The organism is Alkalihalobacillus sp. TS-13 (genome assembly GCF_019720915.1).
GTDB lineage: Bacteria > Bacillota > Bacilli > Bacillales > Fictibacillaceae > Pseudalkalibacillus.
The window spans coordinates 2,250,792-2,270,340 of sequence record NZ_JAHKSI010000001.1 but is presented as its reverse complement, the minus strand read 5'-3'; the positions used below and the strand labels follow the sequence as shown (position 1 = coordinate 2,270,340).

22 protein-coding genes and 2 riboswitches are annotated in these 19,549 nt (G+C 41.4%); of the genes, 16 read left to right on the top strand and 6 right to left on the bottom strand.

Annotation, left to right across the window (positions count from 1 at the left end):
* The first annotated feature begins 200 nt into the window (after positions 1 to 200).
* The 11 genes from KOL94_RS11130 (at position 201) to ytkD (ending at position 9,141) form a co-directional block, all read left to right on the top strand.
* Complete coding sequence (locus tag KOL94_RS11130; RefSeq protein ID WP_221566495.1) at positions 201 to 1,664, top strand: AMP-binding protein; 1,464 nt, start codon at positions 201 to 203, stop codon at positions 1,662 to 1,664.
* Complete coding sequence (locus KOL94_RS11125) at positions 1,661 to 2,830, top strand: thiolase family protein (protein ID WP_221566494.1); 1,170 nt, start codon at positions 1,661 to 1,663, stop codon at positions 2,828 to 2,830. The genes KOL94_RS11130 and KOL94_RS11125 overlap by 4 nt, the downstream gene beginning before the upstream one ends.
* Entirely contained in the window at positions 2,827 to 3,240 is a 414-nt protein-coding gene (locus tag KOL94_RS11120) for an FAS1-like dehydratase domain-containing protein (protein WP_221566493.1), read from the top strand. Before KOL94_RS11125 ends, KOL94_RS11120 begins: the two co-directional genes overlap by 4 nt.
* Positions 3,237 to 3,626, top strand: coding sequence for a MaoC/PaaZ C-terminal domain-containing protein (locus KOL94_RS11115; RefSeq protein ID WP_221566492.1), 390 nt, complete (start codon positions 3,237 to 3,239; stop codon positions 3,624 to 3,626). Before KOL94_RS11120 ends, KOL94_RS11115 begins: the two co-directional genes overlap by 4 nt.
* A complete protein-coding gene (locus KOL94_RS11110) occupies positions 3,616 to 4,464 on the top strand; it encodes an SDR family NAD(P)-dependent oxidoreductase (RefSeq protein WP_221566491.1) in 849 nt (282 codons plus the stop codon). Before KOL94_RS11115 ends, KOL94_RS11110 begins: the two co-directional genes overlap by 11 nt.
* A gap of 68 nt (positions 4,465 to 4,532) precedes the next feature.
* A riboswitch (cyclic di-GMP riboswitch) is annotated at positions 4,533 to 4,619 on the top strand.
* A complete protein-coding gene (locus tag KOL94_RS11105; protein WP_221566490.1) occupies positions 4,612 to 4,860 on the top strand; it encodes a hypothetical protein in 249 nt (82 codons plus the stop codon). It overlaps the preceding riboswitch by 8 nt.
* A gap of 265 nt (positions 4,861 to 5,125) precedes the next feature.
* The gene (gene abbA, locus KOL94_RS11100; protein ID WP_260412286.1) at positions 5,126 to 5,323 is read left to right on the top strand and encodes an antirepressor AbbA; all 198 of its coding nucleotides are present in this window, start codon (positions 5,126 to 5,128) and stop codon (positions 5,321 to 5,323) included.
* A gap of 845 nt (positions 5,324 to 6,168) precedes the next feature.
* Entirely contained in the window at positions 6,169 to 6,429 is a 261-nt protein-coding gene (locus KOL94_RS11095) for a holin (RefSeq protein WP_221566489.1), read from the top strand.
* A gap of 99 nt (positions 6,430 to 6,528) precedes the next feature.
* Complete coding sequence (locus KOL94_RS11090; RefSeq protein WP_221566488.1) at positions 6,529 to 7,014, top strand: hypothetical protein; 486 nt, start codon at positions 6,529 to 6,531, stop codon at positions 7,012 to 7,014.
* Between the two features lie 649 nt (positions 7,015 to 7,663).
* Positions 7,664 to 8,293 carry a hypothetical protein gene (locus KOL94_RS11085; RefSeq protein WP_221566487.1) on the top strand — a complete coding sequence of 210 codons (630 nt, stop codon included), beginning with the start codon at positions 7,664 to 7,666 and terminating at the stop codon, positions 8,291 to 8,293.
* A gap of 365 nt (positions 8,294 to 8,658) precedes the next feature.
* Positions 8,659 to 9,141 (top strand): RNA deprotection pyrophosphohydrolase, encoded by a 483-nt coding sequence (gene ytkD, locus KOL94_RS11080; protein ID WP_221566486.1) that lies wholly within the window; start codon positions 8,659 to 8,661, stop codon positions 9,139 to 9,141.
* On the opposite strand, the gene KOL94_RS11075 is transcribed toward ytkD, so the two are convergent.
* The 3 genes from KOL94_RS11075 to KOL94_RS11065 are packed head-to-tail and all read right to left on the bottom strand — an operon-like array spanning position 9,132 to position 11,712.
* Positions 9,132 to 9,941: an ABC transporter permease gene (locus KOL94_RS11075; RefSeq protein ID WP_221566485.1), complete on the bottom strand. Its 810-nt coding sequence runs from the start codon at positions 9,939 to 9,941 to the stop codon at positions 9,132 to 9,134. The genes ytkD and KOL94_RS11075 overlap by 10 nt on opposite strands.
* Positions 9,919 to 10,692 carry an ABC transporter ATP-binding protein gene (locus KOL94_RS11070; RefSeq protein ID WP_221566484.1) on the bottom strand — a complete coding sequence of 258 codons (774 nt, stop codon included), beginning with the start codon at positions 10,690 to 10,692 and terminating at the stop codon, positions 9,919 to 9,921. The genes KOL94_RS11075 and KOL94_RS11070 overlap by 23 nt, the downstream gene beginning before the upstream one ends.
* 15 nt (positions 10,693 to 10,707) lie before the next feature.
* The gene (locus tag KOL94_RS11065; protein WP_221566483.1) at positions 10,708 to 11,712 is read right to left on the bottom strand and encodes an ABC transporter substrate-binding protein; all 1,005 of its coding nucleotides are present in this window, start codon (positions 11,710 to 11,712) and stop codon (positions 10,708 to 10,710) included.
* An 87-nt stretch (positions 11,713 to 11,799) separates the two neighbouring features.
* Here KOL94_RS11065 and KOL94_RS11060 point away from each other — a divergent pair, with 87 nt between their 5' ends.
* A complete protein-coding gene (locus tag KOL94_RS11060; protein ID WP_221566482.1) occupies positions 11,800 to 12,585 on the top strand; it encodes an alpha/beta hydrolase family protein in 786 nt (261 codons plus the stop codon).
* A gap of 7 nt (positions 12,586 to 12,592) precedes the next feature.
* Positions 12,593 to 12,835 carry a hypothetical protein gene (locus tag KOL94_RS11055; RefSeq protein ID WP_260412285.1) on the top strand — a complete coding sequence of 81 codons (243 nt, stop codon included), beginning with the start codon at positions 12,593 to 12,595 and terminating at the stop codon, positions 12,833 to 12,835.
* Between the two features lie 259 nt (positions 12,836 to 13,094).
* Here KOL94_RS11055 and pckA read toward each other — a convergent pair whose 3' ends face one another.
* The gene (pckA, locus tag KOL94_RS11050) at positions 13,095 to 14,678 is read right to left on the bottom strand and encodes a phosphoenolpyruvate carboxykinase (ATP) (RefSeq protein ID WP_221566481.1); all 1,584 of its coding nucleotides are present in this window, start codon (positions 14,676 to 14,678) and stop codon (positions 13,095 to 13,097) included.
* 289 nt (positions 14,679 to 14,967) lie between these two features.
* A riboswitch (SAM riboswitch) is annotated at positions 14,968 to 15,061 on the top strand.
* Between the two features lie 212 nt (positions 15,062 to 15,273).
* On the opposite strand from pckA, the gene metK reads away from it, so the two are divergent.
* A complete protein-coding gene (gene metK / locus KOL94_RS11045) occupies positions 15,274 to 16,467 on the top strand; it encodes a methionine adenosyltransferase (RefSeq protein ID WP_221566480.1) in 1,194 nt (397 codons plus the stop codon).
* Between the two features lie 579 nt (positions 16,468 to 17,046).
* Here the strand turns inward: metK and KOL94_RS11040 are convergent.
* A complete protein-coding gene (locus KOL94_RS11040; protein WP_221566479.1) occupies positions 17,047 to 17,586 on the bottom strand; it encodes a phosphatase PAP2 family protein in 540 nt (179 codons plus the stop codon).
* Positions 17,587 to 17,767: 181 nt separating this feature from the next.
* Between KOL94_RS11040 and KOL94_RS11035 the strand changes: the two genes are divergently transcribed.
* On the top strand, positions 17,768 to 18,136 hold the full coding sequence (locus KOL94_RS11035) for a VOC family protein (RefSeq protein WP_221566478.1): 369 nt from the start codon (positions 17,768 to 17,770) through the stop codon (positions 18,134 to 18,136).
* Here KOL94_RS11035 and KOL94_RS11030 read toward each other — a convergent pair.
* On the bottom strand, positions 18,133 to 18,651 hold the full coding sequence (locus tag KOL94_RS11030; RefSeq protein WP_221566477.1) for a gamma carbonic anhydrase: 519 nt from the start codon (positions 18,649 to 18,651) through the stop codon (positions 18,133 to 18,135). The two genes, KOL94_RS11035 and KOL94_RS11030, sit on opposite strands and share 4 nt — an antisense overlap.
* 91 nt (positions 18,652 to 18,742) lie before the next feature.
* On the opposite strand from KOL94_RS11030, the gene KOL94_RS11025 reads away from it, so the two are divergent.
* The gene (locus tag KOL94_RS11025; protein ID WP_221566476.1) at positions 18,743 to 19,546 is read left to right on the top strand and encodes an alpha/beta hydrolase; all 804 of its coding nucleotides are present in this window, start codon (positions 18,743 to 18,745) and stop codon (positions 19,544 to 19,546) included.
* Positions 19,547 to 19,549 lie beyond the last annotated feature (3 nt).

Sequence of the window (19,549 nt, the reverse complement as noted above, 5' to 3'; positions counted from 1 at the left end):
CACAGGACGTGGTGGAATTTAGTCGAAGGTCCTTATTATAGTCGAAAATCCTTTAAAAGATTGCGGGGTCTCGTTTAGCTTGCTTTCCCGCTGGATTCTCGCATATTTCCACTCCAAAAGGTTTCAGCATCTTCTTTACAGCATTCCATTATCAACAAACTTTTAGAGAACAGCCAAAATAGTTGAGGTAGGTAGAGACGATGATCATACTAGATTGGATCACCAAACAAGCAAACTTACACCCAAATGAGATTGCCCTTAAAACAGACTATGGAACGATCACATATAACGAATTGATAGATAAAATCGATATGGCGGCTTCCTTGCTGTATAAAAGGAAACCGCTTACGGACGGTACAATAGCAATCTATTTTCCAGAAAACCGTATGGAGTTCGTATTCTATTTTCTCGCCGCCTCCTCATTAGGCTGGAAAGCCGTTCCGATTGACCCGAAATTGCCGATTGAAAAAGCGAAAATGATACTTAAGGACAGCGTAGCCGATGCCTTGGTTTCCGATTCTAATCACAAATGGTGGGATGGAGAAACGATCCTTGCAGGTCAAGAACTTTCTTACACTTCTAAATTTGAAAACCTGCCGAAAGCAACACCTGATTCCATCTTTTACTTAGGGTATACCTCGGGCACATCAGGAAATCCGAAGGGTTTCATACGTACACAAGAATCATGGACGGAAAGTTTCAGAAATACTGCCTGTGAGTATACGCTTCATGCAGGAGATCAAGTGATCATTACTGGTTCACTTGCCCATTCTCTATTTTTATATGGGGCTTTACATGCTTTATCCACCGGTGCCACCGTTGAGCTATTGGATCATTTTTCTGCCGAAGCCACGGCTGATCGTGTAAGGAATGACAAGAAAACGATTATCTATGTCGTTCCAACAATGCTCGAAGCCTTATTGTATGAATCCTATCTGCAGTGGGAAGCGGTCAATCTTATCATTTCCTCTGGATCAAAATGGAATGTTGAACGGCGAAGAATGATTGAAGCAACGTTTAATAATGCGGAATGCATTGAATTTTACGGGGCTTCTGAACTGAGTTTTGTTTCTATTCTCCATCAGGATGCCGCCTCTACAAAAATAGACTCTGTCGGACGTCCTTTTACAGGTGTTGAAGTGTCAATTAGAGACGATCAGCTACAGGAAGTTCCTTATGGAGAAATTGGGACCCTATATGTCAGAAGTAAGATGGTCTTCAAGGGGTATCAGAATCTCCCAACGGAAACTGCAAATGTTTTTATAGATGGCGAATGGGCAACTGCAGGAGATTTAGCTCGTATAGATGAGGATGGCTATATCTATCTTGTCGGAAGAGCAAACCAAATGATCATAAGCGGGGGACTCAATATTTATCCAGAGGAAGTAGAGTCGGTCATTCAACTTGTATCAGCTGTCGAGGAGTGTGCAGTGATCGGCGTGCCAGATATTTATTGGGGAGAAAAGGTTGTCGCATTCATCAAATGGCGACCGGGGCAAGAGGTTACGAATGACCTTTTAAAAGACATCTGTCTCCGCGATCTTCCTAAGTACAAATGTCCGAAAGAATTCATCACTGTAGATGAATTTCCATACACCGTCAGTCGAAAAATAGCGAGGAACGAATTGATCCATCTTTATCCGGAAGGATTGTGGAAATCGTGAATAATGTTTTTGTTTTAGAAGCGAAACGAACCCCGATCGGTAAGCTTGGCGGTCAGTTGAAAGACATTTCACCTGAACAACTGGCTGCTGAACTCATTCAAGGATTAATAAAAGAACTAGATATCGATCCGCACGAAATCGACGATATTATTTTAGGTAATGTGGTAGGACCAGGCGGAAATATAGCAAGGTTAGCAGCGTTGAATGCAGGTTTACCAGTTCAAATACCTGGGGTAACGGTGGATCGTCAATGCGGTTCTGGATTAGAGGCGATCAATCAAGCTGCAAGATTGATCCAGTCAGGTGGTGCAGAGCTTGTCCTTGCAGGAGGAGTAGAAAGTACAAGCCGTGCGCCGTGGAAAATCGAAAAACCTTCCAGCCTTTATTCACCTTCTGGTCCAGCTTTTTATAATCGTGCCAGATTCTCGCCAGAAGAGATTGGTGATCCGGAAATGGGTGAGGCGGCAGAGAACGTAGCGGACAAGTATGGAATTTCACGAGAAGATCAGGACCTTTTTGCTTTGAAAAGTCATCAGAAAGCTGTTGCTTCTCAAAAGGAAGGACGTTTTGACAAAGAAATCGTTCCCATGAAAAACGGTGAGATACGAACGGATGAATGTCCGAGAGAAAATACGTCGTTGGAAAAATTGAAGCGATTATCACCTGTTTTCAGGAAGCATGGAACCGTAACTGCAGGCAATGCCTGTCCAATCAATGACGGTGCCTCGATTGTTGTGCTGGTCTCAGAAAGAAAATGCCCACAACTTGGATTAAAGCCCTCCATCCGCTTTGTAGATGCTTGTGTAGCAGGAGTAGATCCTAATCTGCTCGGTATTGGTCCGATTCCTGCGGTCAGGAAATTATTGCAGCGACAAAGCTTGACTGTGGATGAGCTGGATTTAGTTGAATTCAATGAAGCGTTTGCTTCTCAAGTATTAGCCTCCTTAAGGGCGTTGAATATTCCGGAAGAAATCGTCAACATTGGCGGGGGTGCGATTGCACTTGGCCATCCGTATGGTGGATCAGGAGCGGTTTTGATGACAAGGATGTTTCATGAAATGCAATCTAAAGAACGTTCAAGCAAAGGTTTACTGACACTCGGGATCGGTGGCGGACTTGGTCTTGCGACACTGATTGAGAAAACAGATGCGGGGTGGGAAAGTTGAAAGTCGGGCAGCAGACGGAACTCTTCAAAATGAAAGTCACAGAATCAGAAGCGATGAAATTTGCAGTGGCCATCCATGATATACCGTTAGCAAAGAAAGATGGCCAGTTCATTGTGCCAGCCACATATCCGATTGTTTACTGGCAGAAGGTTGAACTCCCCTGGTTAAAAGATATTGGTCCTCTTGTTCACGGAGAACAATCCTTTCACTATAAGGTACCCCTTCTGACGGATCATTCGTATTATGCTAAGATCAAACTGGTCGAAATAAGAGAGAAAACAGGAACGTCCGGAAAAATTGTCTGGCTGGTACATGAGATGTATGGCTATCAAGATGCACTTAAGAAACAGCCGGTATTTACGGGGATCACCACTGCGATGTTTAGACCAGAACAGGAGGGAGAATCTTGAGTCCAACATCGATGATTTCCCATCGACTGATTTTTTCAAAACAGGATATTCGTGATTACGCTGAAGTTAGCGGAGATTTCAACCCAATCCATTTATCTGAGAAGGATGCTAAGCGTATGGGCTTTAAAGCGTGTCTCGTACACGGTATGCTTGTCATGGGCCGTATTGGAGCTGTATGCCGGGCACAATTGGGAATAGAGGCGTTCATAAAAGATTATGATATACGCTTCCAGGCACCTGTTTATGTGGAAAGCCCTTATGAACTTGAACTCGAAATGGAGGGACATGAATTATCTTTTCACCTTTATTCCAAAGCAGGTAGCTCAGTTATAAAAGGAAAAACAAAAATAAATACATCACGAATGGAGGATCATCATGAATGGTAAAGTGGTCATCATAACGGGATCGACAAAGGGGATAGGTAAAAGTATTGCACAGAGGCTCGCTACTGAAGGCGCAGCTATCGTCATCAATGGAAGAGACAAAGTTAAGGTGGAACAAACAGTAGAGGAATTGAAGGAGATACATAATCGGATTATCGGCGTCACAGCTTCTGTTTCATCGGAGAAGGCTTGTAAACGCATCATCGGTGAAACAATTGCTTCCTTTGGACGAGTGGATGTCCTCATCAATAATGCTGGGATTACACGCGACCGCATTTCCTATAAAATGACGATGCAAGAGTGGGATGATGTTATTGAGACACATTTGAAAGGAACATTCGCATGCACGAAACACGCGGTACTGGCTATGCGTGAGTCCGGGGTAAAAGGGACGATCATAAATGTAACCTCTAAATCAGGAATGGAAGGTTTAGCTGGCCAATTGAATTACAGTGCTGCAAAAGCCGGGGTAAATGGGATGACAAGAACGCTTGCCAAAGAGCTTGATCGTTTCGGGATCACCGTTTATGCGATTGCACCAGTTGCAGAAACAGACATGACCCTCCCAGTCATTGAAATGCTGAAAAAAGAAGCCGATAAACAAGGTAAAGCGTTACCAGATGAATGGAGCATGGGCTCACCGGATGATGTCGCTATACTCGTTTCAACTATTCTGGAAGAACACCCGGAAACAGGTTCGATTTTTTCAGTCAATGGAGAAAAGATTGGCCGTTGGAAGGCACCTGAACATGAAATGATTCTTCCTTCCTCTGAAAATTCGACAGATCATGCTATTTTTCACGCTTTTTCCAAAAAAAGAGCGAATAAATCCACTAAATAATGACATTTTTCGATTCTTATTGTATAATAGACGTAAGATTCTGAAAAATAATCCTCGTCTTATAAATCGTTAGATAAAGGCAAACTCATTGAAAAGTGGGGACGCAAAACTATAGGGACTAATTTGTAAGAACAATATGTCAGCCAGTTGCCAGAACGATATCATTTATCACCGATTTATGAGATAGGTTCAATCAAGGTGTTGAAGGGTATGGCCTTTTATCAAATCTTACTGCCTATGTCATCATTCATTCTCATTTATACATTCCTCTTATTCATCATCACTTCTCTTATCAAAGGAGTACCCGATCGTTGGATGAATGTCTTATTCAACATGGGCATTATTTTCGGTGCAATCCTCTGGGTTTATCTCATCAGCCGTCATAACATTTTTTAACTGTAAATCCAGAACAAGTTTATTAGTTTTTGGTGAATATTGTCGAATCTTTGTTTTTTTGAAATAACATTTATCTTATGGGGATTGACAGCATTAAATTTTTTTTACAAATTTATTACCGCTTTAAATAGTGGTGAACCCTGTTATATCAATAAGTACACCGGTTTCCAGAATTTAGATCCTATACGAATTTCCCTAAACCCCTTTCCGCGTGTTTTTTATATGTTTATAATATTAGTAACAACTTTAAAAGGGGGATGGTTATATGGCGACATTAACCATGTTAAGGTTATCAGAAGAGGAGAAAGCTTTGTTATTGGATGTAATGATGGAGCAGCGGTATGCATCGGAATTGATCAGCTGTGAGATTACAGATATAGAAACAGGGCAAAAGCAATGTGAAGACGCTCGAGTCAAACGGTTGAACAACTTACTAGTGAGATTACATAAAGCTGGTGTTTAGTTGAGTGATAAAAAGGGACTGTCCGAAAAGTGTCTGACACTTTTCGGACAGTCCCTTTTCTTCTAGTGGTTTTGTTTTCAACTAATTGTCCAGTAATCCTTTACGTCTTGCTTCCATACGCCATTCTGCTTCTTTAATATACCGTTTCGAAGCAGTATTGCGAGTACGTAAATACGACCAATAATTTGTGTAGTTAGGAGGTCGGAATTCAGTAGGAACTCTGCGCGCATAACCCCACCAATTCATTTCTTGGTTCTCTAAGAGGATTAAGTAGTGATCGTATTCTCTTTTCATGTTTGTCTTACACTCCTATAAATTCATCTTTTAAATTCATTCTGTCTTTTTTGATCCATTCATATTCATAAAATTGAAAAATACAATGAGCTCAAAATACATCTATATGGTGTGAAACTCATAAAGTGTACAAAATGGATGTTTTCATTAGGCTCTTTTTTGCTTCTTCACAATTCAATCGTAATCAAGTGGAAGTATACTCGAGGAAAGCTTTTAGGAATTCTCATCGCCACGAAAATGATATTATTTTTGTGTTGAGATCCTGTGCAAGTGAGCAAGAACTCTCGCGGATCCCCCGGAGAAAGGTGCTGGCTTTGACGTTCACCACAGGTTATTAGCCAAAGATCCTTAATACGCTGCGGGGTCTCCCCTGGCTCACCTTTCCCGCAGGAGTCTCGTACATTTCCACCGTTTACAGCAACAAACTTTTAGAAAACTACGGTTCATTTTCTGCTCCTATAAGCCTATTTATTATGAGAAAAAAGGCGTTTTCAGTGAGTTTATGGAATTTATTACTATAGTTAAATAAGGATTGGAGGAGTGTGACCATGATGGAACAAGTGTTGATATTTGCATCTGTCTTAGCTCCGATTGTCACCGGTCTGACTGAAGTTGCAAAGCATTCTTTCAAGATTTCGAAGCGATTCATTTCACTCGTCAGCTTGATCATTGGTCTTCTCATCGGATTAGCTGCTTTTCCCCTTACCGATCTGGATTGGACATTAAGAGTGTGGGCTGGAGGTATGGCCGGTCTTGCTGCTACTGGATTGTATGAAGTAGGGAAATATCGTGTCAGGCACCGTCGAAGATAAGCTCATTAAAATGGGCACCCTATTTATCGAATAGTTGAGTTCCTCGAGCTTCTGCTTCATATAATATCCTAGGGGGAGTACAAGCTGGAGGTATTTGAGATGGAATGGACATATTTTATCGTGTCCATGGTGGTCAGTGTCTTGACGACATTAGCTGCCGTATATTTGAGACAAAAAATCAAGGTTAAGCTTGAAAAGGAGCAAAACCAACAAACTGCGAGAGAACTCGCAAAAACAATCCTCTTGCAAGAATTACAAGATAATCTGAAATTGTATTTGCGGAAAGAGACTCGGAATGGCGCTAGTCTTCAGGACTTTTTAGAACATGGGAATGTGGAAATCCAGGGTAATGAAAAGATATGGCAAGACATTTATCTCTTCAAATTAGATGAATGGGATAAAGTGAAATATGAAATTGCAAAGCTGGATCCTGTATTAGCAGATGAATTATTTAAAGTTTATCAGCAGATTGAAATCCTTGATGCCCACGCTCAGCTGGAATCACCGATCTTTAGAGTAGATCGCCTTGGCTTTTATAATTTTACTGAAAAATATGAAACAATCATCAACGAACTCAAGACTTAAGGGAATCATTACCTGTTTTCAGGAGGTAATGATTTTCTTACATATAGGCTCTTATATGCAGATTGTTGTTTTTCATAATTCCATTGTAATGGCGCGAAAAAGCGTATATTTTCAATCGTAACAGACTTGTTTACGAATCTGGACTCCTAAAAGAAAGTTTCAGACACATCCAATATTTCAAAAAACAGATTTTCCTCAAAATTTTTGTTGAATTCGGAGAGACTCAGACACTTTTTTGGACAGCCCGTTCATTAATTTTAAATTATCTACAAAAATTCAATTTTATCTACAAAACCACCACGAGCGTAGTCATGAATGAGCAAGGTGTCATCGACCTCTGATGTGGTAGTCTGCCATCCTTAATTTATAATCACTTTAGGACTTCATTCGTCAAAAACAATCATTATCCCCATAAAATGAAAATCATTCAACAAATCTCCCGTTACAACAAGAAAATTGGCGAATGTTTTTTCTGGTCATATTGGCATAATTTAGAAAAACTAAAGAGGGGAATTGACTTTCTGTATGGAATTGTATAAGACGGTTCCAAAATGTTTGATCATGTTCTGGAAAAGGTATACTAAATATGAAACTAGTTCAGAATAATAAAGATGCGCATTTGACTATATATATAAAGGGGAGTTAGCAAATGAAGAAAAGTTTAGTACCAATGATTGTAGGCATGTTTGTCGCTTTTGGTCTCTTTTGGGCTGGTCAACCGACAGGTACTACAACTCATCACCAAACAGACGGTTCGGAACTTCCTAAAAAATCATTTGCGAAAAGCCATGTGGAGATCCAAACACAACCAATAGCTACAGCTACTAATATGGAGTTTTCAGATAAAACAGAGAAGGTCAAGACGACTAGTGCTGTCAGTAAAACAGATGACGAAGCACCGAACAAAGGGGACTTCGTAAAAAAAGCAGATGCATTCATGCAAGAAGTGGTTCAACCTACTGATGAAAATTATAAAGTTGAAGACTTTAAGACAAAACAAGAATTAATTGAATACTTAACCATGTATGTTACAGAAGATGTTGCAACGTATTATGTAGATGGTCTATATGAAGAGAAACAGGATGGACTTTATATCATACCGACAGAACTGCCTCCATGGATCGTGAAGGGTGAACCTACTAACCTGACTAAAGTGGATGATGAACATTTCCGTCTGGAGCAGAAAAACAGTAGTGATTTATATGGAGACTATTTGATTGAACTGAGTTTCAAAAAAGAGAAAGACAACTGGATCATTGAATCTGTAGATGTCCAGTAGGAATGATAACCGACTCATTAAAGGCTGGTCCAGGAGGGGGTGCATATACTCCTTCGGATCAGTTTTTTATTTGTGTCCTTGATTGTATTTTAATGTCACTTCATATCGTACAAAGATCAAGCACTCAAAAGTAGATTCAGTACACATGAACTTACGAAAGTTCAAAAAGGAGAGCGAATTTCCTGGAAATCATTGTTTCAGAGTAATAGAGCATTTGACCGTAGAAGACAATGAGATGTTTTTTTGGTCAAGATACGGTAGAATAAGCATACGACTTCCTTGAGGGAATAAGTATACAGATACGAGCAGATCACCAACACTAGCCTAAACATAACAGATGGCTAAGATAAATTGGAGTTTTGAATATGAGTTATTATACATTTCAAGATTATTATAAAAATACTGTAGAGCTATCCTTCACAAACCATCCTTATTCACTCACACCAAAGCACGTATGGGTCATTTGCAGGTTCAAAGGCCAATGGTTGTTAACGGAACACCCCCGGAGAGGAATTGAATTTCCGGGCGGTAAAGTGGAAAAAGGAGAATCTGCTGAAAAGGCAGCGGTGCGTGAAGTGTTTGAAGAGACAGGGGCAACAGTCGATGCATTGAAATACCTTGGACAATATCGTGTCAAAGGTAAAGGCGGAACGATCATCAAGAATATTTACTTTGCCACCATCGATAAAATAAAATTAAAGGCCCATTATTTTGAAACTAATGGACCTATCCTGATGAAACAGCTTCCTGACTTAAAAGACAACGATAAATACAGTTTCATGATGAAAGACGAAGTGCTTGAACGTAGTATGGAATACATATTCAAAAATAAAATCCTTCAGCTTTGACGTTTGCGAAGAAGGTTTTCAAGCATTCCGACTCCTGTATACATGATGGTCGCCATCACGGCAATGATGAGCAAGCTGAGTAGAACAAGTGTAAAATTGAATACCTGGAATCCATATATGATCAGGTAACCTAATCCTTGTTTTGAAACAAGGAATTCACCAACAATGACCCCTACCCATGACAAGCCAACATTCACTTTCAATGTCGAGATGATTGTTGGGATGGCAGATGGAAAAATGACTTCATTGAACACTTGCTTCTTATTGCCGCCAAACGTTTGAACAACCTTTATATAATTATCATCGGTTTCATGAAATGCAGTGTAGACAACCAGTGTTGTTATGATGAAGGATATCAGCACACCCATAGCGATGATCGACAGGTAGCCAGGCCCGAGTGCGACAATTAGTATCGGACCTAGCGCAACTTTCGGCATTGCATTCAGCACGACCAGGTATGGATCGGATACTTTAGATACAAAAGGTAACCACCATAGGATTGCAGCAACAGCCGTTCCAAGAACTGTTGCGATGATGAAACTGGCTATCGTTTCACCGAACGTGACGATGATGTGTGTCATCAAGGTTCCATCTATGATTTTCGTATAAAAAAGATGTGAAATTTTAACAGGGGAACTGAACAACAAAGGATCAATCCAAGTGTTTTTCGATGCCGTTTCCCATATTCCCAGGAATGCAATGAAAACAAGGGTTTGTGTGATGAACACATGTCTTTTTGTTCTGCGTTCCCTGTGTTTATATTGTGCATATGCTACTTCAATTTTCGACTTCAAGCTCATTCAACTCCTCCCAGATCATCTGGAAGATGTCTTTGTAATCCTCATGATTTCGAACATCAAAAGGCTCCATCTTTGCTAAATGCTCCGGTACGATATATTCAGACTTGATCCTGCCAGGGTTTGCTGAAAAAACAATGACACGATCAGACATGGCGATTGCCTCACCGATATCATGCGTGACAAGCAAGGCTGTTTTTTTATGCTCTTTTAAAGTAGTGAACACGAGATTTTCAAGCTTCAATTTCGTCTGATAATCCAGTGCAGAGAATGGTTCATCCAGCAATAGCAGTTTCGGATTGGTAGCTAAAGTTCTTACCAGTGCTATGCGCTGCCTCATGCCACCAGAAAGTTCATGAGGATATTTCTTCTTCGTATGCCCCAGGTTCATATGGTCTAATAGCTCAAATGTCAGTGTTTTACTCATATCATTTAAGTTATCCTGTATCTTCAATCCAAGGAGGATATTTTGTTCGATCGTCTTCCATGGAAGCAGGTAATCTTGCTGAAACATGTATCCGATCTGTTCATGTGCATGTTTGACCGGTTCATTCCGTATGATGATCGTCCCGAGAACTGGTTGGAACAGACCTGCAATGAGGGAAAGCAGGGTCGTTTTTCCACAGCCGCTCGGGCCGAGGAAAGAAACGAATTCGCCTTCCTCGACCTCAAGGCTGATATCCTGCAACGCCGTTGTGACGGAGTCTGTTGAAAAGTAAGCATGGGTGAGTTGATCTACTGTTAAAAAGGCCAAACCGATCTCCTCCCGTTACTTTGCTACACTTTCAGCGATTTCTGTATTGACCAGTGTGCTATGGTCGACTTGCTTAGGGAGTTCACCCGCTTCATCCATGATTGTTTGCAAGTTGTTCCATTCCTCAACGTCCAGAATCGGGTTTGTTGCAAAGCTGTGTTGTTCTTTGTAACGTTCAGTTGATGATTCGATCAGGTCGATTGGCGTGTCTTCAAAATAAGGTTCGATTACGGCTGCGATTTCCTTTGCACTATGGCTGTCGACCCACTGTTGGGCTTTGTACAAGGCTTTTGTAAACCTCTCGACGATGTCTTTATTTTTGTTAAGGTAGCTTTCTTTTGACATGTAAGTCGTGTAAGGCAGTTTGCCGGATTCAGTACCGAAAGAAGCTACGACATGCCCGATACCTTCTTTTTCGAATAGGCTGGCAGTAGGTTCGAATAATTGAACGTAATCACCAGTACCAGAGGCAAAGGCATTCGGAATGTTTCCAAAATCGACATTTTGAATCAGGTTCATATCCTTATGTGGATCAATCCCATTTTTCTTCAAACCGAATTCTCCAGCCATCTGTGGCATGCCGCCTTTTCGTTGACCGAGGAAAGTACTGTCTTTAAGCTGCTCCCAATTAAAAGTATCCGGTTTTTCTCGTGCGACGAGGAACGTTCCATCTGTTTGTGTCAGCTGTGCGAAATTGATGACTGGATCCGTCGTCCCCTGGGCATATACGTAAATGGATGTTTCTGAACCGACCAGTGCGACATCTGCACCATCAGATAAGAGAGTGGTCATCGTTTTGTCTCCGCCCCAAGTTGTGGTAAGTTCAATATCAATCCCTTCTTCTTCAAAAAATCCTTTTTCTATGGCAACATATTGCGGAGCATAAAAGATCGAACGGGTAACTTCAGCAACTCGTACTTTATCATTGGTGGATCCGTTGGAACATCCAGCAGCCACTAGGCTGATAGCAAAGAGTGCAGTTACAGCTCCTATGATATGTCGTTTGATTCCCTTAAGCATTAATATCCCTCCACACACTATAGATGCAATAGTGTATGAAGCGAGTTGAAAATGTGTGTTCGCCCAAACTTGGTTAGAGGTGGTTTTATGGAGTATTCATTTCGAATTGAAAATATAAATCGGTTTCCTTCGCCGAATCCTGACATCACGTTATCTATAGTGACCTACCGTAGTCAGGATTTACGTGTAAAAGGTTTGTTGGCTGAACCAAAAGTGGATGATCCTCTGCCTGGGATTCTATATTTACGCGGGGGAATCAAACAGGTAGGAAAAGTACGGATTGCGCGAATCGTACAGTTTGCTTCTCAAGGTTTTGTCGTATTCGCCCCTTTTTATAGAGGGAACGAAGGTGGAGAAGGGAAGGAAGATTTTTGCGGAGAGGATCGGTATGATGCATATGAGGGATTGAAGGTGCTCGAGGAACTCCCATCAACCGATTCAGGCTCGCTCCATCTATTTGGATTTTCAAGAGGAGGAGTAATGGCTTTGTTTACTGCTTCCTACCATTCGGATCTTGTCAAATCGGTCGTCGTATGGGGTGGAGTGACGGATATGAAGCTGACATATGAGGAAAGGCCAGGTCTACGTAAAATGCTCAAGCGTGTCGTCGGAGGCTCTGTATATAAATCCCCTGAACGATATGAAGAGAGGACACCGTTATCCCTGGTTGGGGAGATTGTTGCACCAATATTGATCATTCACGGTGTTTATGATGAGAATGTATCGATCGAACATGCCTATCGTCTTGAAAAAGAACTGCTCAAACACGGGAAGTCCTATGAAACCTGGTACTTCGAAGACGATCACCACTTTTCCCCCGAAAAGAAACGTAAAGTGACCTATGAATTGCTGCAGTGGATGAAAACCCAATGACTGTTTCTTGAAACTATTCATTGGATTGTGCCGTATGCATGGGGGAAGGGGAAATAGTTATAATGAACAACTTTTTATTGATGTCTCACTGACATCAGAGGTTTCTCTTGCTAAAATACTTACAAAAATAGTTGAGGAAAAACGTAAGGAGTCAGGATCATATGATGTCACTGTACATAATGTCATTCCAGTAGGTCAAAACCGTTTTACAGTAATCTTGAACATCGTTGTTGAAGGCATGTATGAATGAGCTGTATTTGGAAAATTCCGTTTGGGTTGGTGTTCTTACAAAAATTTAAAATTACCTACAAAAACAGGAAATCATCTACAAAAGTGCAAAATTATCTACAAAAATTCAATTTTATCTACAAAACGACCATGAGCGTAGTCATGAGCCATACTCGAACAGCATCAACGCACACAAAAAAGGAGCACCCGTAAGAGGGGCACTCCGTAATTTCAATCTAAGGTTTAGCAAAGCTTTAAACGCTGACTGAACTAGGTTCTCTTTATACAACCGGTCCTGCGTTTTTGATTTCTGAACTTGCATTTTCGAACTTATTGAAGTTTTCCTTGAATTTCATTGCGAGTTCTTTAGCTTTTTGATCATATGCTTCTGGGTTATCCCAAGTTTTCTTAGGTTGCAGGACTTCACCTGGCACACCAGGGCAGCTCGTAGGGATGTGTAGTCCGAAAATCGGATCAGTGACCGTTTCAGTTGAACGCAACTCACCTTCTAAAGCGGCTTGCACCATCGCACGAGTATGGGTCAAGTCCATTCTCTTACCTACTCCGTATTCACCGCCAGACCATCCAGTGTTGACCAAGTAAACATCAACATCATGCTGAGCGATTTTTTCACCGAGCATTTTCGTATATCTTTCAGCATGCAATGGAAGGAATGGAGAACCGAAACAAGTTGAGAATGTCGCCTGTGGTGAAGTAACGCCACGCTCTGTTCCCGCAAGCTTACTCGTATATCCTGATAGGAAATGATACATCGCTTGTTCTTTTGTCAACTTGCTGATCGGAGGCAATACTCCGAATGCATCTGCCGTCAAGAAGATGATCGTATTGGGATTTCCTGCAACGCTTGGTGTGATGATATTCGGAATTGCGTCGATCGGATAAGCTGCACGAGTATTCTCTGTTAAAGTCGTGTTGTTGTAGTCGACCAATCGTGAGCACTCATCTGAGACTACGTTTTCAAGAACTGTTCCGAAACGGATCGCATTCCAGATTTGCGGTTCTTTTTCTCGGGAAAGGTTGACACATTTTGCGTAGCAGCCACCTTCGATATTGAAGATCCCGTTGTTTGCCCAACCGTGTTCATCATCACCGATCAAACGGCGGTTAGGGTCTGCTGATAATGTTGTCTTACCAGTTCCACTCAATCCGAAAAATAATGCAACGTCACCCTCGACGCCGACATTCGCTGAACAATGCATGGAAAGGATGTCTTGTTCCGGAAGCACATAGTTCATAACCGAGAAGATCGATTTTTTAATTTCGCCAGCATATTCAGTTCCACCGATGAGTACAATTCGCTTTTCAAATGAAATGATGATGAATGTTTCAGAGTTTGTACCATCAACTTCAGGATCAGCGTGGAAACCAGGTGCTGAAATGACCTGGAACTCTGGTGTGAAGTCGTTTAAATCGTTTTCATTTGGGCGTATGAAAAGTTGACGTGCAAACAGATTATGCCATGCATATTCGTTGATGACTTGCAGTGGAAGTTGATATGCTTTATCCGCACCTGCAAATCCCTGGAATACGAATGTTTCGTCTTTGCTTGTTAAGTATTCGATGACTTTCTTATATAAGTTATTGAACTTCTCTTCATCAATCGGTTGATTGACCGATCCCCAATCAATCTTATCTTTTACAGAAGGTTCCATGACGATGAATTTATCCTTTGGAGAACGTCCAGTATATTTACCCGTTTCAACTTGAAGTGCTCCTGTTGATGTAAGGGCGCCTTCATTTCTAGAGATCGCACTTTCTACTAATCTTGGTGTCGCTAAATTTTTGTGTGTAGTTTCTTTACTTAATAACTCATCGGTAAGAGAGCTGAATTGTGCTGTATTCATATAAACCATCCTTTTTCACATAAAGTTTAAACCAATACTTCGCTTAACTCGGAATTAGTATAACATATTTATTTTAATAATGTATACTATTTTTCCGTATTTGTGACATGTTAAACCTTAATTAGGATATAAATAGGCGTGAGGCCTAATAATGAAAAAAACGCTTTGTTAAAAGCATCTCATAAAATCATAATTTTACCCAAATTTTGTATGCGGAATCTTCCTCAATACAATGGGAATTTCGTTGACATAGCATAGGTACTGCGATATGATATTGCGAGAACGGCTACTCTTATTCCGAGTAGGTGGAGGGACAGGCCCAATGAAACCCAGCAACCGACACCAAGATAGAGGTGAAAAGGTGCTAACCTGAAAAATAAGAGGGTGAAAGGTATACAACGAACCACCTTTCCTCTGAACAGGAAAGGTTTTTTTTCGTTCAATAGGCAGAATCCTTTTAAAAAAGACTGAGAAGAAAATTGTTATACATGCAGCAGTTTTCCTATATACATGAAACTTTGTTGCACTTTCTCATAAGGAAATGAGTACCGTATCAATTAAAACGATACTTAAAGATCGTCGAGGAGGTTCCGTAATGGCAAAAAGCAGACGTCTATTCACATCTGAATCAGTTACAGAAGGTCATCCGGATAAAATTTGTGACCAGATTTCAGATGCGATTCTAGACGAAATCCTAGTAAGTGACCCAAATGCGCGTGTAGCGTGTGAAACATCTGTGAATACAGGGCTCGTACTCGTTGCAGGTGAGATCACGACTTCTACTTATGTAGACATCCCGAAAATTGTCCGTGAAACGGTGAAAGGGATCGGTTATACACGGGCAAAATATGGTTTCGATTATGAAACGTGTGCAGTTCTCACATCTATAGATGAACAATCTGCTGATATCGCTCAAGGTGTCAACCAGGCACTTGAAGCAAGAGAAGGGTTGATGACAGAAGAAGAGATTGAAGCAATCGGTGCTGGTGACCAAGGATTGATGTTCGGCTATGCGTGTAACGAAACGCAAGAATTGATGCCGCTTCCTATTTCCTTATCACATAAGCTTAGCCGCCGTTTGACAGAAGTACGTAAAAATGAAGTTGTTCCATATTTGCGTCCAGATGGTAAAACACAGGTAACAGTGGAATATGATGAAAACGGTCAACCGGTAAGAGTAGATACGATCGTCATCTCTACTCAACATCATCCTGAAGTAACCCTTGAGCAAATCAAACGTGACTTGAAAGAGCATGTCATCAATCCTGTCGTGCCAACTGAGTTGATTGATGAGAACACAAAATATTTCATCAACCCGACAGGACGTTTCGTCATCGGTGGACCACAAGGCGACGCTGGACTAACTGGCCGTAAAATCATCGTCGACACATACGGAGGATATGCACGCCATGGCGGTGGTGCCTTCTCAGGTAAAGATCCGACAAAAGTTGACCGCTCTGCGGCTTATGCAGCACGTTATGTAGCGAAGAACATCGTAGCAGCTAGGTTAGCTGAAAAATGTGAAGTACAACTTGCTTATGCAATCGGTGTCGCTCAACCTGTATCGATCTCAATTGATACATTTGGCACCGGCACTGTATCGGAAGAAAAGCTTGTTGAACTTGTTCGAGCCAACTTCGATCTTCGTCCTGCAGGAATCATCAAGATGCTTGATCTTCGACGCCCGATTTATAAGCAGACTGCAGCGTATGGTCACTTCGGCCGTACCGATATCGAGCTTCCATGGGAACAAACGGATAAAGCTGAAACTTTGAAAAACAACGCATAAATACATTAATAAAACCCCAAGCTGCATGATTGCAGCTTGGGGTTTTTTGAGTACTGAAATTTGCTGAAAAATTTACTTGCTGTATCACTTTTTATTGAAAATCTGACTAAAGTTTGATTGAAGCGAAATTTGCGACACTCCTGCGGGAAAAACGAGCCAAGCAAGACCCCACACTCTTTAAAAGGATCTTCGACTAAAAGCCACCACCTCCTGTGGTGAACGTCGAAGCCAGCATAAGGAAAGCTTCTAAGAATTCTCATCGCAGACACGAAAATGATTTCATTTTTGTGTTGACATCCTGTGCAAGTGAGGAGGCTTGAGCAAGGGGGTTAATACAGGGAAGTGATGTTCTAGCTCAGCGACCAGTCACTTGAATCACTTCAAACTTCCTGCGGCGGCAACACATTGATCCTTATGAGTTAGCCCACGCAGAACCAAGTCTTTGTTTGGTTCGTGCCTCCTCGTCCGTTTTCCAGTGACCTACGTGCCCAACCGGGTCGCTATCGCTTTTCGTTTGCCCGCGGAAAGGGAGGGAATTTCGCAAAAATCAACAATAATAAGGTATAACGAACCCTTATTTTAAAAAGAAAGGGGGAAGAAGTAGAAATGTACCAGCCAAGCTGTCGCCGTTCCAATCAACATTCCACCAATCACATCAGATGGATAATGCATGCCGAGATACATTCTTGAAATCGCCACTGAAAAGGAAATTGGTAATAAAACAATCGAAAGAAGTGGATTCCACAGAATAATTGGCGTGGTGACAGAGAAAGTTGCAGTAGTATGGCCAGATGGAAATGAATGGTCCTTAAGAAGTCTTGAAATGGTGATGGTTTCAGGCAAAACCATGTAAGGACGTTTTCGAGGGTATATTTTTTTACTGAGTTGAACAGGTATATGGCTGATTGTAAGAGCTAATAAGCTTTGCACAGCTATGTTTCGTAAATCACTTGATCCAAAAACGAGCAACAACAGACAGATCCCGATAGACCCGGTAGCCCCTCCAAGATGTGTTACAGACATGAAATACCTGCATAATGCAGATTTTTGACATTTGCTGTTCACCCACTGAAAGACAGAGCATTCCCTTTCATGAAGCCAATTGATAACTTTCGCCAACGTGAATCTCTCCCTCGATAGGATTTACTCTATTTTAACGTCCTGATATTAGGGAAATACCAATATGATGTTAAATTTTTGTAGAGATCGATCAATCCAGACATTATACTTTCATTTTATAGGATGATAAACTTGTAAAAGTGGGTATAAATAAGTAGTTGATAGGGATGGAGGGATTCAGATGTATAAAGGAATACACCATGTATCACTTGAAGTGAAGAAACTGAAGAAAGCAAGAGGCTTTTACGAAAAAGTAATCGGTTTTCAAGTCAGTCCAGACCGGCCGGACTTCGATTTTGATGGGATCTGGTACCAAATCGGCGATACGCAGCTTCATTTGATTGTGAATGAAAAATTGGATGAAGAAAGCAAACCGTCTTTAGACAGCCGTGCCCGTCATTTCGCGGTCAGGGTAGAATCGATTGATGTTATTCTTGAACGGCTTGAAAAAGCGGGCTATTGTTACTTGAACAAGCCAACCAGTAAAACCGGCTGGCATCAAGTGTTTGTTCAGGATCCAGATGGAAACGTGATTGAGTTCAACGCTTAGGATTTCTTCTGTATCTGTTTATAATATTGTCCCCGTTCTACATATTCAGTGCGGATTCTTTTCATGTCTCTTAAATCCTCTTCATTCAACTCTCGTACCACTTTCGCTGGACGGCCAAAGGCAAGTGAGTTTGGAGGGATTTTTTTACCTGGAGGTACTAAGGTGCCAGCCCCTACAAAAGCACCCTCACCAATTTCAGCACCATCAAGGATAAGGGAACCCATCCCGATCAAGGCATTCTTTCGGATGGTGCAGCTATGTAATGTGACTTGATGACCGACTGTGACATCATCTTCAAGGACAAGAGGGTTATTTGGGCTTTGATGGAGCATTGAGAGGTCTTGTACATTTACTCGTTTTCCAATGAAAGTGGGCGCTACATCACCACGGATGACTGAATTAAACCAGATTGAGGATTGCTCCTCGATCGTGACATCACCTGAAATGACGACACCATCTCCAATGAAAACTGTAGAATCAATTTTGGGTTCTGTTCCTTTATATGGATAAATCAAAGTATCATCCTCTTTCTTTTATGAATAAATAGTTGTATGAAATCAATAGCAGTTTAGCAAATTATAGAGTAGAAGAAAAGGGGCGTCGTACATGTGGATCTGGGAAGCAGAAGATGCAATAGCAGTAATCGTGATGGTCCATGGTGCTGGCGAGCATCATGGCAGATATGAATGGTTATGCTCGCAGTGGGTGGCAAACGGTTATCACGTCGTCATGGGTGATTTACCTGGGCAAGGTGCTACCCGTCGGAACAGAGGACATATCTACTCATTCAGCGAATATATAGATACGATCGAAAACTGGATGGAAGCAGCTTCACAATTTGGTCTGCCAATCTTTTTGTTCGGTCATAGTATGGGGGGACTTGCGGTCATCCGTGCACTGACGGAAAGGAAAATGCCCGTGAACGCTGTGATCCTATCATCACCGTGTCTGGGTATCGTTTATAAACCTCCAAAACCCGTTGAGGCATTATCTCGAGTCATCAATCGTGTATACCCTACTTTACGATTAAATTCTAATCAAGGGTTTGGAAAAGCGACAAGATCAAAGGAACGGATCGAACAGGACCTAAAGGATGCTTTTTATGTGAAAAAAGTATCCATCCGCTGGTACCGGGAGTTGATGAGCTCAATCAAGATCGCCCACCAATCCGTCGGTCAATTTCCTGATGTTCCGTTGCTGGTCTTGCAAGCTGGAAATGATTTGATTGTAGACAAAAAGAGTGTAAGGAATTGGTTCAATCAATTGAATTTGATGGAAAAATCCTATAAAGAATGGCCCGGACTTTATCATGAAATATTGAATGATCCAGAACGAGAGCAAGTTTTCCTTTATCTATCACGATTTGTAAATTTATTATTGACCTTCGAAGAGAATCTTCAAAAGGAGTGAAAC